The 12,558-nt window shown below is 70.6% G+C and carries 13 protein-coding genes; 8 read left to right on the top strand and 5 right to left on the bottom strand.

The window, feature by feature from the left end; all coding sequences use genetic code 11:
• Nucleotides 1–53 precede the first annotated feature (53 nt).
• A complete protein-coding gene (locus BLT62_RS10570) occupies nt 54–2,585 on the top strand; it encodes an Ig-like domain-containing protein (RefSeq protein WP_172829684.1) in 2,532 nt (843 codons plus the stop codon).
• Between the two features lie 35 nt (nt 2,586–2,620).
• Here the strand turns inward: BLT62_RS10570 and BLT62_RS10565 are convergent, their stop codons facing one another.
• Both BLT62_RS10565 and glnA read right to left on the bottom strand, forming a co-directional pair.
• Nucleotides 2,621–2,866, bottom strand: coding sequence for a hypothetical protein (locus tag BLT62_RS10565; protein WP_083364020.1), 246 nt, complete (start codon nt 2,864–2,866; stop codon nt 2,621–2,623).
• Nucleotides 2,867–3,064: 198 nt separating this feature from the next.
• A complete protein-coding gene (glnA, locus tag BLT62_RS10560) occupies nt 3,065–4,489 on the bottom strand; it encodes a type I glutamate--ammonia ligase (protein ID WP_083364019.1) in 1,425 nt (474 codons plus the stop codon).
• 139 nt (nt 4,490–4,628) lie between these two features.
• Here glnA and BLT62_RS10555 point away from each other — a divergent pair, with 139 nt between their 5' ends.
• From BLT62_RS10555 to BLT62_RS17980, 7 genes are all read left to right on the top strand, one after another.
• Nucleotides 4,629–5,096 carry an RDD family protein gene (locus BLT62_RS10555; RefSeq protein ID WP_083364018.1) on the top strand — a complete coding sequence of 156 codons (468 nt, stop codon included), beginning with the start codon at nt 4,629–4,631 and terminating at the stop codon, nt 5,094–5,096.
• Nucleotides 5,097–5,155: 59 nt separating this feature from the next.
• Complete coding sequence (locus tag BLT62_RS10550; protein ID WP_083364017.1) at nt 5,156–7,615, top strand: LuxR C-terminal-related transcriptional regulator; 2,460 nt, start codon at nt 5,156–5,158, stop codon at nt 7,613–7,615.
• 68 nt (nt 7,616–7,683) lie between these two features.
• Nucleotides 7,684–7,923, top strand: coding sequence for a hypothetical protein (locus BLT62_RS10545; protein ID WP_083364016.1), 240 nt, complete (start codon nt 7,684–7,686; stop codon nt 7,921–7,923).
• Nucleotides 7,920–8,591, top strand: coding sequence for a DUF2306 domain-containing protein (locus BLT62_RS10540; RefSeq protein ID WP_083364015.1), 672 nt, complete (start codon nt 7,920–7,922; stop codon nt 8,589–8,591). Before BLT62_RS10545 ends, BLT62_RS10540 begins: the two co-directional genes overlap by 4 nt.
• Nucleotides 8,588–9,559, top strand: a complete 972-nt coding sequence (locus BLT62_RS10535; RefSeq protein ID WP_083364014.1) for an NAD(P)-dependent alcohol dehydrogenase — start codon at nt 8,588–8,590, stop codon at nt 9,557–9,559. Before BLT62_RS10540 ends, BLT62_RS10535 begins: the two co-directional genes overlap by 4 nt.
• A gap of 29 nt (nt 9,560–9,588) precedes the next feature.
• Nucleotides 9,589–9,981 carry a DUF4389 domain-containing protein gene (locus tag BLT62_RS17985; protein WP_197675128.1) on the top strand — a complete coding sequence of 131 codons (393 nt, stop codon included), beginning with the start codon at nt 9,589–9,591 and terminating at the stop codon, nt 9,979–9,981.
• Complete coding sequence (locus BLT62_RS17980; protein ID WP_197675127.1) at nt 9,975–10,253, top strand: DUF4389 domain-containing protein; 279 nt, start codon at nt 9,975–9,977, stop codon at nt 10,251–10,253. The genes BLT62_RS17985 and BLT62_RS17980 overlap by 7 nt, the downstream gene beginning before the upstream one ends.
• 35 nt (nt 10,254–10,288) lie before the next feature.
• Here the strand turns inward: BLT62_RS17980 and BLT62_RS10525 are convergent, their stop codons facing one another.
• The 3 genes from BLT62_RS10525 to BLT62_RS10515 form a co-directional block, all read right to left on the bottom strand.
• On the bottom strand, nt 10,289–11,035 hold the full coding sequence (locus tag BLT62_RS10525; RefSeq protein WP_083364013.1) for a hypothetical protein: 747 nt from the start codon (nt 11,033–11,035) through the stop codon (nt 10,289–10,291).
• Nucleotides 11,032–11,646 (bottom strand): RNA polymerase sigma factor, encoded by a 615-nt coding sequence (locus tag BLT62_RS10520; protein ID WP_231919101.1) that lies wholly within the window; start codon nt 11,644–11,646, stop codon nt 11,032–11,034. Before BLT62_RS10520 ends, BLT62_RS10525 begins: the two co-directional genes overlap by 4 nt.
• Before the next feature lie 83 nt (nt 11,647–11,729).
• Nucleotides 11,730–12,437: a DUF4191 domain-containing protein gene (locus BLT62_RS10515; protein ID WP_083364011.1), complete on the bottom strand. Its 708-nt coding sequence runs from the start codon at nt 12,435–12,437 to the stop codon at nt 11,730–11,732.
• Nucleotides 12,438–12,558 lie beyond the last annotated feature (121 nt).

Below are 12,558 nucleotides of genomic sequence, written 5' to 3'. Positions count from 1 at the left end.
ACTTTACGCAACAGGGTCTGTACGGCCGTTCCAGCGGCGCACACTCGCTCACGATGGTCACGGAGGCCACCATCACGGAGTTGACCGCGGATGCCGCGGCCGACTGGGGCACGCCGAGAACGCTGACGGCGTCGGTGTCACCGGCGGCGGCCACCGGCACGGTGACCTTCTCGACGGGGGCCGGGGCGATCGCCGGATGCGTCGATCGACCCCTCACCGCGGGGGTCGCGACGTGCGAAACGAGCTCGTTCCCGGTCACCGACACGATGGTCACCGCCAGCTACAGCGGCGCCGCCGCCTACGACGAATCGTCGGACACCGTCACGGTGAGCTCCACGAAACGGTCTGGCGCCATCGCGCGCATGACTCTCTCCGGCCCGACGGAGGTCGGCGTGCCGTTCACCGCGACGGTGCAACTCGCTGCGGGCACGGATTGGACCGGAACCCCTATCCGGTTCACATTTGAGGGGCGCCAGTGCCCCGCAAACAGTAGCGCCGACGGCGCGGCCAGCTGCACGTTCACTCCCACGCTGGCCGGCTCGAACCTCTTCGTCGGAGCGGACTTCGCCGGCAACGTGCACTACGACATCGGGTACCGCAGCAACACGGTGGAGGTGCGGCCCGGTCGCACCGACACGACCGCGTCGGCGCTGATCGGCATCGTCGGGCGACCCGTGACGATCACGGCCACGGTTGTCACGACCGACCCGAGCGGAGGCCGGGTTGATTTCCGGAAGTCCAACGGCTCCTTTCTCTGCACTTCCGTGGCCCTGACCCGAGTCGACGGCGTCTGGACGGCGACCTGTTCGACCTCTTCGCTTGCCCTCGGCCGCACGCAGGTGTTTGCCTCCTTCTTCGGTGGCGAGAACTATCTGGACTCGGGCGATGACGTCATCGTGACGGTCGTGAAGGCGGTGCCCGTGGTGAGCGTTGGCCCGGCAACGGGCGTCATCGGCCAGTCCTTCGACGTGACCGCGAACATCACCAGCGACACGAGCACCGCGATGGCTGGCCAGCCGCTGACGATGAGCTGGGCCGGCCAGGACTGCGCCGTGACATCCGATGCGGCCGGCGACGTCCGCTGCACCTTCGATGCGCACCACGTCGCCGAGTCCGGCGACGTGACCGTTTCCTTCGTCGGAGACGCCGGCTACTCAGCGCAGAGAGGCACGGCCCGCGTGACGATCGGCCAGGCCGCGAGCATCACCACGGTGGAGAGCACCGGTGCGACCTTCGGATCCCCGGCGACGATCGTGGCGACGGTGGCGCCCTCGGCCGCGACCGGCACCGTGACCTTCACGGCCGCCGGGGATGCCGTGAGCGGCTGTGTCGATGTGCAGCTCACCGTCGTTGGCGGCGTCGGCACGGCCGAGTGCACGCTGAGTACCCTCCCGGTCGGCACCACGGCCATCACCGCCGGCTACACGGGCAACGCCGACTACCTCGAGTCCAGCGCTGACGGCACCATCGTGGTCAGCCCGGGCGTCACCGCACTGGCATACTCCGGCGACGCCGTCGGAACCGTCGCACGGCCGCTGACGGTGTCGGCGACGCTCAGCAGCCGCAGCGCCGGCGGCGCCCCGCTCGCGGGCCGCGACGTCAGCTTCGCGCTCGACGGGCAGAGCTGCACCGCGGCGACCGATGCCGCCGGCCATGCGGTCTGCGAGGTGACGCCGGTGAAGGCCGGTGACGCCGAGCTCGAGGTGCGCTACGCCGGCGACGGCGACTACCGGGTGGCCACGACGACCGCCGCGCTCAGCATCGCGGCGGCTGCAACCGTCACTACGCTCGACGCCGCATCCCGCACGGAGTTCGGCACCCCGCTGGTGCTTGTCGCGACGGTGACACCGAGCGGCGCGGGCACGCTGAGCTTCCGCAGCGCCGGCGCAGCCCTCGCGGGCTGCACCGACGTGGCGCTGACGATCATCGACGGCGTGGGCACCGCACGGTGCACGGTCGACGCGCTCCCCGTCGGCGCGCACACGCTGGAGGCCGACTTCGCCGGGACCCCGGACTACCTGCCTTCCGCGGCGGCGCGGCCGATCTCCGTCATCAAGGCGACGCCCGTGCTGAGGTACGCGGGCGAGCGGGAGGGAACCGTCGGCTCCCCGCTGCGGGTCGCCGCCGAGCTGAGCACGGCGGCCGCCAGCGACCAGCGACAGCACGCCCGACTGGCGATGCTCGTCGCCCCGTCACCTGCCCACCTCGAAGCGCGGAGCGTCACGTTCCGACTCGGCGACGCGACGTGTGTCGCCCGCACCGATGCCACGGGCCGCGCCGAATGCGAAATCACGCCGGCATCCGCTGCCGCGACCGAGCTCGCCATTGGGTTCGAGGGCGACGCGGGGTACGTCGAGGCAGAGCTACTCGTCGGCCTCGCGCTGGCGCCGGCGCCCCAACCCGAGCCGACGGTCGTGCCGACGGCCGTGCCGACGCCCCGGCCGACAACCGCGGCGGCGGCCCCGCTGGCCACCACCGGCGTCGACGGGGGCATCGCCCTCGCCGGCCTGCTCGTGCTGCTGACGGGGCTCGGCCTGGCACTGGGCGCGCAGCGTCGCAGGCAGCGGGCGCAGCGCGCGTCCTGACCCGGTCTCTCGTGGTTCTTGGCCCGCCCACCGGGTCATCTGCCGGATGGCGGCGATTCGAGCTCCTGCAGGAACTCGTGCAGCCCCGCATCGAAGCGCTGCTGCTGTCGTCGCACGAACCGCCACTGCGCGAACGCCCAGACGGTGCCGGCGGACACGATCGCCAGCTCGATCCACGGCACGGCGTCGGGGCTTGAGAGCGCCGCCGCGCCGACGATGAGGAAGGCGGCGAGGTAGAGGAGCACGGTGTGGCGGGCGCGCTCCGGCGTGGTGCAGCGCACCCACGCCGGTCAGGAGTCATCGCGTGGTTCGGGGGAGTCTTGCATGAGCCGACCTCTGTGCCGAGGTCGTCCTCGAAATGGTGGCGGCCGAGGGTCGTCCCCCGGCGGGAGTGCAGTCATTCCGATCGTAGCAAGGGGATGCAGAATGGCCCGCACCTGCCGGTGCGGGCCATTCTGTTGTGCTGCGGGATCGGCGGGTTAGACGCCGTAGTACAGCTCGAACTCGAACGGGTGCGGGCGTGCCTGCAGCGGCTTGATCTCGTGCTCGCGCTTGTAGTCGAGCCACGTCTCGATCAGCTCGGGCGTGAACACGTTGCCCTGCAGCAGGAAGTCGTGGTCGGCCTCGAGCGCGTCGAGGGCCGCCTCGAGCGAGCCGGGCAGCTGCGGGATCGACTTGGCCTCCTCGGGCGGCAGCTCGTAGAGGTCCTTGTCGACGGGCTCGTGCGGCTCGATGCGGTTCTTGATGCCGTCGATGCCGGCCATCAGCTGGGCCGCGAACGCCAGGTACGGGTTGCTCGCGCCATCCGGAACGCGGAACTCGATGCGCTTGGCCTTCGGGTTGGAGCCGGTGATCGGGATGCGGATGCAGGCGGAGCGGTTGCCGGCCGAGTAGACCAGGTTGACGGGCGCCTCGAAGCCGGGCACCAGGCGGCGGAACGAGTTCACGCTCGGGTTGGTGAAGGCCAGAACGGCCGGGGCGTGCTTGAGCAGGCCGCCGATGTACCAGCGGGCGATGTCGGAGAGGCCGGCGTAGCCGTTCTCGTCGTAGAACAGCGGCTTGCCGTCGTTCCACAGCGACTGGTGGGTGTGCATGCCGGAGCCGTTGTCGCCGAACAGCGGCTTCGGCATGAAGGTGGCCGTCTTGCCCCACTGGTTGGCGGTGTTCTTGACGATGTACTTGAACTTCAGGATGTCGTCGGCCGCGTGCACCATGGTGTCGAAGCGGTAGTTGATCTCGCCCTGGCCGGCGGTGCCGACCTCGTGGTGGCTGCGCTCGAGCTGCAGGCCGGCGTCGATGAGCTTGAGGCTGATGTCATCGCGGAGGTCGGCGTGCTGGTCGACGGGGCTGACGGGGAAGTAGCCGCCCTTGTAGGGGGTCGTGTTGGCGAGGTTGCCGCCCTCGACCTGCTTGCCCGAGTTCCAGGCGCCCTCGCTGGAGTCAACGGAGTAGAAGCTGGTGTGCTGGTTGACCTCGTAGCGCACGTCGTCGAAGATGTAGAACTCGGCCTCCGGGGCGAAGAAGGCGGTGTCGGCGATGCCGGTCGACGCCAGGTACTTCTCGGCCTTGCGGGCGACCTGGCGCGGGTCCTTCGAGTAGATCTCGCCGTTGCGCGGGTTGTAGATGTCGAACAGCATCACCAGGGTGCGCTCCTTGCGGAACACGTCGATGTAGGCGGTGCTCACATCGGGGATCAGCTGCAGGTCTGACTCGTGGATCGTCGCAAAGCCGCGGATCGAGGAGCCGTCGAACATCTGGCCGACGGTGAAGAACTCCTCGTCGACGGTGGCCGCGGGGATGTTGAAGTGCTGCTGCACGCCGGGCAGGTCGGTGAACCGGATGTCAAGGAACTTGACGTCGGTCTCCTTGATGAAGCTGAGCACCTCAGATGAATCGCTAAACATGTCGGAATTCTCCCAGATCTGGAACCAGTACGGCTACTCCGCGCAACCTGCCCCGAGATTATGACCGGTGAATTACTCGTGAATGTCGCGAATGTTTCGAGCATGTTACGTGGCCGGCCGATCGGTAGACTGGGCTGCGATGTCTGCTTCCCGAACTCCCCGCCCCACCGGCCGAAACATCGCCGCCAAGCAAACCTTCGGCCAGCTCCCCCCGAGCAAGTGGCCGGGGGAGCGCCTCGGCCTGCCGAACGAGGGCGCCCACTCCGTCGCCCGCGCCGGGCGCCGCATCGGCGGTATCGCTGTGGACTGGGCCATCGCCATGGGCCTTGCCCTGCTCCTCGCGCCCTACGAGTCGCTCGCGTACTCCTTCTACACGCTGGGCCTCTTCGCCGTTCTGCAGGTCCTCGCGATCGCAGCGCTCGGCGCCAGCATCGGGCACCGCGTGTTCGGCATGCGCCTGATCGGCCTCGACGGCCACAGCCCCGCGTTCTGGCGGGTGTTGGTGCGCACGCTGCTGCTCGTCGTCGTCATCCCCGCCCTGGTCTGGGACTCGGACCAGCGCGGCTTCCACGACAAGGTCGCCGGCACGGTGCTGATCCGCGCCTAGGCAGCACTGGGTCTAGGCGGCACGGGCCCCGCAACTCCGCCCCGCACTAGCATGGGCGCATGGTGACGCCGATCTTGGCCACGAAGCTCTTCGCGCCAGCGCCACGCTCCCAGGCCGTTGACCGGCCGCGCCTGGTGGACGAGCTGGATGCCGGCCTCCGCGGCGGTCGACGGCTGAGCCTCGTCTCTGCCCCGGCCGGCTTCGGCAAGAGCACCCTGCTCAGCGCGTGGGTCGCCGCGCTCCGTGCCCGGTCCGGAGTGCGGGCGGCCTGGCTCTCGCTCGACGAGGGCGACAACGACCCCGCGCGGTTCCTGGCCTACCTGAGCGCCGCGCTCCACTCCGCCGATCCGGCCATCGGCGTCCACGCGCACGCGGGCCAACCGAGCCTGGAGGCAGGGCTCGCCCTGCTGATCAACGAGGCCGCGCACAGCGGGCAGGAGATCGTCCTCGTCCTCGACGACTTCCAGGTGATCGAGGATGCCGCGATCCTCGACGCACTCGGCTTCCTGCTCGACCGCCTGCCCGCCAGTCTGCACATCGCCATTGCCAGCCGCTCCGACCCGCTGCTGCCCGTCGCGCGACTGCGCGCCCGGGGCGAGCTGACCGAGCTGCGCGCCGGTGAGCTGCGCTTCACGCCCGCCGAGGCGGCCGAGTTCCTCAACACCGCGATGGGACTCTCGCTCTCGCAGGAGGACGTGGCAGCGCTCGAGACGCGCACGGAGGGCTGGATTGCCGGCCTGCAGCTGGCGGCGCTGTCGATGCGAGACCGTGCCGACGCATCCGCCTTCATCGCCGGCTTCGCCGGCAGCAACCGCTTCGTCATCGACTACCTCATCGAGGAGGTGCTCGAGCGGGCGCCAGAGGAGACGCGCGACTTCCTCCGTGACACGGCCATCCTGGACCGGCTGAGCGGCCCGCTCTGCGACGCGGTCACCGGGGCCACCGGCGGCGGCGCGATGCTGGCCGCGCTGGAGCGGGCGAACCTGTTCGTCGTGCCGCTGGACGAGGCGCGCGAGTGGTGCCGCTACCACCACCTTTTTGCCGACGTGCTGCGCTCCCGGCTGCTCGGCCCCGGCGCGGAACGGGCCGCGGTGCTGCACGCGCGCGCCAGCGCGTGGTTCGAGCACCACGACGCGCTGGAGGAGGCGGTCCGGCATGCGCTGGCGGCCGGCGACCTGCCCAGGGCCGCGCGGCTGATCGAGGCCAGCATCCCCGGCGTCCGGAAGAGCAGACAGGATGCGGCGCTGCTCCGCTGGCTCTCGCTGTTGCCAGCTGACACGATGGCCCGCCGCCCCGTGCTGCTGGTCTTCTCCGCCTGGTCGGCTCTCGTCGCCGGCGAGATCGCGGCCGTCGAGCCCCGGCTGGTGGCCGCCGAGCGGCTGCTGGCGCCGGGCGCACCCGCACACGAGTCGGAGCCCGGCGCCGAACTGGACGCGCTGCCGATCACCATCGCGCTCTACCGCGCCGCCGTCGCCCTGGCCGCCGGGGACGTGCCCGGCGTCACCCGGCATGCGAGCCGCGCACTGGAGCTGGCGGGCCCGGAGGAACACCTCGGGCGGGGCGCTGCGGCGGGGCTGCTCGGGCTCGGGCTTTGGGCCGGCGGCGACCTGGAGGGCGGGCTGCGTGCGTTCGCGGATGCCGGCCACAGCCTCCGACTGGCCGCAAACCTGACCGACGCCCTCAGCACGACGATGGTGTGCGCAGACATGTTGGTGCCCCTCGGGCGGCTGGGGGAGGCGCGCCGCGCCTACGAGTCCGCGCTCGGCGAGGCCCGCGCACGGCTGGGTGGTGGGCCGCCCACTGCCGATTTGCACGGCGGCTTCGCCGAGGTGCTGATCGAGCTGGGCGAGCTGGCCGCGGCGGAGGAGCAACTCGCCGCGGCGGAGGCACTCGGGGCCGGCGCATTCTCCTCAGAGCACCGCTACCGCTGGTTCGTGTCGAAGGCGCTCCTCCGCCGGGCGCAGGCTCAGCCAGAGGAAACCCTCGCCCTCCTGGAGGAGGCGGAGCGCTCCTACCGGCGCGGCTTCTTTGCGGAGGCGCGCCCGATCGGCGCCATGAAGGCGCGCATCCGGATCGAGCAGGGCCACCTGCCGGAGGCGCGGGCCTGGCTGGACGCCCAGGGCCTGACGCCACAGGACGAGCTCGACTACCTGCGCGAGTACTCCCACCTCACCTTGGCGCGGCTGTTGCTCGCACAGGGCGACGCGTCGGCCGGCCCGCTGCTCGGCCGGCTCCACGACGCGGCCCTGGCCGGCGGGCGACTCGGCGTCGTCGCCGAGATCCGGCAGCTCCAGCGGCAGCCCGTCGCACCCGCGGGGGCGCAGGGGCCGCGCCTGAGCGAGCGAGAGCTGCAGGTGCTCACCCTGCTCGCCTCGGAGCTCAGCGGCCCCGAGATCGCCCGGGCGCTCTTCGTCTCGGTGAATACCCTGCGCACCCACACCCGGCACATCTTCGAGAAGCTCGCGGTCGGCAACCGCCGGGCGGCCGTTCGGCGGGCGCGCGAGCGGGGGCTGCTCTAACCGAATCACCACCCCGCTCACCAGGTGTGGTGATGCCCGCTCACCCCGCGCCTCCGTAGATTGCGCGTATGACCACCAACACGCACACGTACCAGGTCCGCCTGGGCGGGCTGCTCGACGACAACTGGGCCGAGTGGTTCGACGGGTTCACGCTGGCGGGCGATGTCGACGGCACGACCGTCCTCACCGGCCCGGTGGCCGACCAGGCCGCCCTGCACGGCCTGCTGCGCCGGCTCGGAGCCCTCGGCGCCACCCTCATTTCCGTGAATGAGCTACACCGTGAACCGCAGGGAGAAGAGTCGCCATGACCACCACCATCGCCGCCGCGGCGGCCACCCGGGCCAGCCGGCGACAGTGGCTCGCGCCCGTCGGGCTCGTGCTGCTCAGCCTCATCCCCGTCCTCGCGGGCGCAGCCAGGCTCAGCGAGATCACCGGCGGGGCGCTCGAGACGGCGCAGAACGCGCGCTTCCTCGACTCGCCGATCCCGGTGCTGACCCACATCGTGAGCGTGACCGTGTTCAGCCTGTTGGGGGCGTTCCAATTCGTCCCCGCACTCCGTCGTGGTCGTGCCCGCTGGCATCGCACCGCCGGACGCATCCTCATCCCCGCCGGCGTGCTGTCGGCCCTCTCGGGGATGTGGATGGCCGTCTTCTACCAGCTCCCCGCCGGAGACGGCTTCGCCCTGCTCGTGCTGCGCCTGTTGTTCGGCTCGGCGATGCTGGCGAGCATCGCGCTGGCGGTTCGCGCCATCATCCGCCGGGACTTCGTCACGCACAGCGAATGGATGACGCGGGCGTACGCCATTGCCCTCGGTGCGGGCACGCAGGCCCTGCTGCTGATTCCCTCGGGGATCCTCTTCGGCGCGCACAGTGAGATTCCGCGCGCCGTGGTCATGGGCACCGCGTGGGCGCTCAACCTGGCCGTGGCCGAGCTGGTCATCCGCCGCCGTGCCGCCGTCGACGGGGTGACCCGATGAAGGCCGCCGTGTACCACCGCTTCGGCGGACCGGACGTTGTGCGCGTCGAGCAGGTGCCCCAGCCGGAGGTCGGCGCCACCGAGGTGTTGATCCGGGTGCGGGCGACCACCGTCAGTGCCGCCGACCGGCGCGCACGCAGCAAGGACGTGCCAGCAGGGTTGGCACTTCCGTCCTCCCTGGTTCTCGGGATCAGGCGCCCCCGGCGGCCGATCCTCGGCATGGATGTCGCCGGCGTTGTTGAGTCGGTCGGGGCGCGGGTGACCCGGTTCCGGCCCGGCGACGAGGTGGTCGCCATGCTCGGCAGCCGTTTCGCCGGGCACGCGGAGTTCGCCGTCGCCGACGAGTCCAGCGCCATCGCCCTCAAACCCACCACCGCGAGCTTCGCCGAGGCGGTGGCCCTGGTGTTCGGCGGCATCACCGCGAGGGCCTTCCTCAACCAGACCCGCGTGGAGCCCGGCAGCAGCGTGCTGGTCAACGGCGCCTCCGGTGCCGTCGGCTCCGCGGCGGTTCAACTGTGCGCCGCCGCCGGCGCCCAGGTGACCGCTGTCAGCAGCGCCGGCAATGCCGAGCTGGTGCGCTCGCTCGGGGCCGACAGCACCGTTGACTACAACGCCGCCGACTTTGCAGGCGGGCCCGATCGCTACGACATTGTGATCGACTGTGTCGGCAACGCGCCCGTGTCCCGGGTGCGCCCGGTGCTGAGGCCCTGCGGGGCCGTCCTGCTGGTGGCGGGCAACCTCCGCTCGCTCGTGACGGCGCCCGCGCAGGCGAGGCGACACGGGCTGACGGTCGCAACCGCACCCGGGCCCTACCTGGCATCCGACCTCGAGCACCTCGGGTGCCTCCTGGACGCGGGTCGGCTCCGTGCGGTGATCGATCGCCGCTACCCTCTCGACGAGATCGCCGCCGCGCACCGGCGCGTCGACACCAACCGCAAGCGTGGCAACGTCGTCATCGACGTCGGCTGATGCCGACTCCACAGGAAAGGGCCCGGCCCATGATCACCCGCTCTCCGGTGCGGCTCGAGGCCGCCCGCGATCCACGGCTCTCTCGGTGGTTGTGGCTGGTGAAGATGATCCTTGCGATCCCGCACTATCTGATTCTGCTCGGCCTCACCGCAGCGCTCGTGGTCACCACCGTCGTCTCCGGCGCCGCGATCCTCGTGACCGGGAGGTATCCGCGGCGGTTGTTCGACTTCGCCGTCGGGGTGCTCCGCTGGCACTGGCGAGTCGGCTTCTACGTCTACGCCGGCCTCGGAACCGACCGGTACCCGCCCATGACGCTCGCCCAGACCGACTACCCGGCGGAGTTCTCCGTTGACTATCCCGAGCGCCTGTCGCGCCCCGCGTGCTCGTCAAATGGCTGCTCGGGATCCCACACCTGGTGCTGATCGGCCTGTTCGTCGGCGTCATCATGCTCTACCCGTGGGACGTGTTCCTGGACTGGCAGGGCGGGCCGCCGAGCGGCGGCTACTCCGTTTTCAACCTGCTCGTGGTGATCGCGGGGACATTACTGCTGGTCACCGGCCGGTACCCGCGACCACTGTTCGAGTTCTTGGTCGGCGTGAGCCGCTGGGTCTACCGGACGCTCGCGTACCTCGGGCTGATGACCGACGTGTATCCGCCGTTCCGCCTGGACTCCGGCGGGCGGGAGCCCGGTTGACGCCGGAGCTGGCTGCTGATCCTCGTGATCCCCGCCTAGCCCTGGGGTGGCTCGAAGCCGATGACCGGGATGCCGTTGAACAGCGGCCAGAAGACGACGTCGGTGTCGGGCAGCTGGATCGTCAGCGCCTGTGGGTGCACGGGCCAGTAGCCGACGAGCGTCCGAGTCGCGCGCGGGTCTGGCACGGTGCGCCAGGGATCGAGGACCCCCAAGCCCTCGTAGTCGAATCCGGGCTGGAGATAGGCCTCGACCTGAGTTCCCCACGGGAAGAGCCGTTCGAGGGCGCCGTCGGACTGGAGGTACTCGACGTGCGGGTCCGGGGACTCCAACACGATGCCGATGGTGTCGGATTCCGGATCGCCGGGCTCGCGCTGGCCGTGCGTCGTCTCGACTCGATCGAGCCGCAGCACCGGAACGGTGGCGGGCCCGAGGATTCCGGAGACCTCGAGGGAATCGATACCGACAACGCGCCCGGTGACGACGAGGCTGGCATACGGCAGGAGTTCAGCCGGGGATCCGAAGACAACGATGTCAGCGGTGCCGCCGCTGGTCACGGCACTGTAGTCAGGAACGGGGGCGGCGTCCTGAGGGGTGCCGCCCGGCGCGCCCTGCCCTGGCACGAGGAACGCGGCCGTCAGTGCGATGGCGATGACCGCCGCACCAGTCGTTGCGGCGGCGCCCAGCCGCCGCCGGGCCTTCGAGCGCCGGTACCGGGCGGCGTGCTCGTCGAGGAGGGCGCTGCGGAGCGCGGAGGTGCGATCGGGTGCCGGATTGGTTTTCATCGTTGTGCCTCCGTCAGCGGTGCGGCTGCGGGTGTCGCGAAGCCGGCGGGCACCTCAGCCTCTCCGAGCCCGGCCGCGAGTCGAGCTTTCGCGCGGGCCAGCCTCGACTTGGCCGTTCCGAGGGCGATGCCCAACGCGCGAGCGGCCTCGGCCTCGCTGAATCCCTCCAGAACGCGAAGAGTCAGAATCTCGCGGTCCGTGCCCGACAGAGCGAGAAACGCAGCGCGGACGTCCTCGTCAACTGCATCGTCGGGGCGATGCGACTCCTCCGGCGCCGGCAACCGCGCCAGCAGTGCGTGATAGCGACGGGCACTCCTGCTCGCGTTGCGCGCGACATTCGTCGCCGTCACCAGCAGCCAGGGCAGCAGCGAGCCATCGACGAAGCGCACCTGGCGGCGCTTCCGCCAGCACTCCAAGAAGACCATGGCCGCGACATCCTCCGCCTCGTGCGCCAGCGGAACGAGGCGCAGGCAGTGCCGCAGCACGCGGGCGTGGTGCCGGTCGAAGAGGGCGCCGAAAGCGGCCGAGTCGCCGGCACACGCCAGCGCCCAGTCGTCTTCGTCGCTTGTGCTCATACCCTGGAATGTCCGCTCGTCGCCGATCGGTTCCATTCTGGCCCGAGCGCGCGGGTTGCGGCGTTAACGCACGAGACGGATGCCGCAGCGCTGCGGAATCCGTCTCGTGTCGTTGCTGGCTAGCGACCGCGCTGCGGGCGCACCTTGAACGGGTCGATGCCCTTGGGGATCGGCAGCTGGGTGCCGAGCGAGCTCAGGCGGTTGTTGATGGCGAGCACCTCGGCCTTGCTCAGCGTGTTCTTGATGCGGGAGAGGCTGCGCGGGATCTTGTGCAGCGGCACTTCGCCCTCACCGCGGCCGACGGTCACGAACTCGACCGGGACGTTCGGCAGGATGCGGCCGATCTTGCGCTTCTCGTCCTCGAGCATGCGGGCGGTGCGGGAGGACGCGCCCTCCGCGATCAGCACGATGCCGCCGCGGCCGACGGCGCGGTAGACGGCATCCTGGGTCTTGCCGTTGACGGCGACCGGCATCTCGCTGCCGATCCAGCCACGGCGCAGCGAGCTGCGCAACACGGCTCCGACGGCCCCCGGCTGGCCCTCGATCTGCGAGTAGGCGGCCTTCTCGGCGAGACGGCCGAGGATGATCAGGGCTATCAGCACGCCGGCGAGCACGCCGGCGACCACCCAGAGGGCGATCGTGAAACCGTTGCCGTTGCCGAGCACGATGCCGAGCACCACGCCGACGATGATCGGGGCGAGGAAGCCGAGCAGCATGAGCCACTGCGCGCTCGAGTCGTAGCGGCGGGTCATTTGGAAGACCTGCCACATTTGCTTGAAGCGACCGGGTTGCTTGGGGGTGGAAGACTTCTCCGAGCTACGTGCCATGCTCTCTAGAATACCGAGTCGGCGGCGCCCCCGTGACCGCGTCGGTCGGGTGGGCTGTTGTGCACAGCGGGGCGGGTCGCGGAAGTTCTGCACAGGCCCTGGCCGGTCCCCGGCGCGGCCC

This window comes from Microterricola viridarii (assembly GCF_900104895.1).
Taxonomy (GTDB): Bacteria; Actinomycetota; Actinomycetes; order Actinomycetales; family Microbacteriaceae; genus Microterricola; species Microterricola viridarii.
This window is presented reverse-complemented; position numbering and strand designations above follow the sequence as displayed.

Bases quoted from the DNA above. Each gene is read 5' to 3' on its own strand.
- BLT62_RS10570 (WP_172829684.1), top strand. From the start codon at position 54: ATGGTCACGGAGGCCACCATCACGGAGTTGACCGCGGATGCCGCGGCC.
- glnA (WP_083364019.1), bottom strand. From the start codon at position 4,489: ATGTTTAGCGATTCATCTGAGGTGCTCAGCTTCATCAAGGAGACCGAC.
- BLT62_RS10555 (WP_083364018.1), top strand. From the start codon at position 4,629: ATGTCTGCTTCCCGAACTCCCCGCCCCACCGGCCGAAACATCGCCGCC.
- BLT62_RS10550 (WP_083364017.1), top strand. From the start codon at position 5,156: ATGGTGACGCCGATCTTGGCCACGAAGCTCTTCGCGCCAGCGCCACGC.
- BLT62_RS10545 (WP_083364016.1), top strand. From the start codon at position 7,684: ATGACCACCAACACGCACACGTACCAGGTCCGCCTGGGCGGGCTGCTC.
- BLT62_RS10540 (WP_083364015.1), top strand. From the start codon at position 7,920: ATGACCACCACCATCGCCGCCGCGGCGGCCACCCGGGCCAGCCGGCGA.
- BLT62_RS10535 (WP_083364014.1), top strand. From the start codon at position 8,588: ATGAAGGCCGCCGTGTACCACCGCTTCGGCGGACCGGACGTTGTGCGC.
- BLT62_RS17985 (WP_197675128.1), top strand. From the start codon at position 9,589: ATGATCACCCGCTCTCCGGTGCGGCTCGAGGCCGCCCGCGATCCACGG.
- BLT62_RS10525 (WP_083364013.1), bottom strand. From the start codon at position 11,035: ATGAAAACCAATCCGGCACCCGATCGCACCTCCGCGCTCCGCAGCGCC.
- BLT62_RS10520 (WP_231919101.1), bottom strand. From the start codon at position 11,646: ATGGAACCGATCGGCGACGAGCGGACATTCCAGGGTATGAGCACAAGC.
- BLT62_RS10515 (WP_083364011.1), bottom strand. From the start codon at position 12,437: ATGGCACGTAGCTCGGAGAAGTCTTCCACCCCCAAGCAACCCGGTCGC.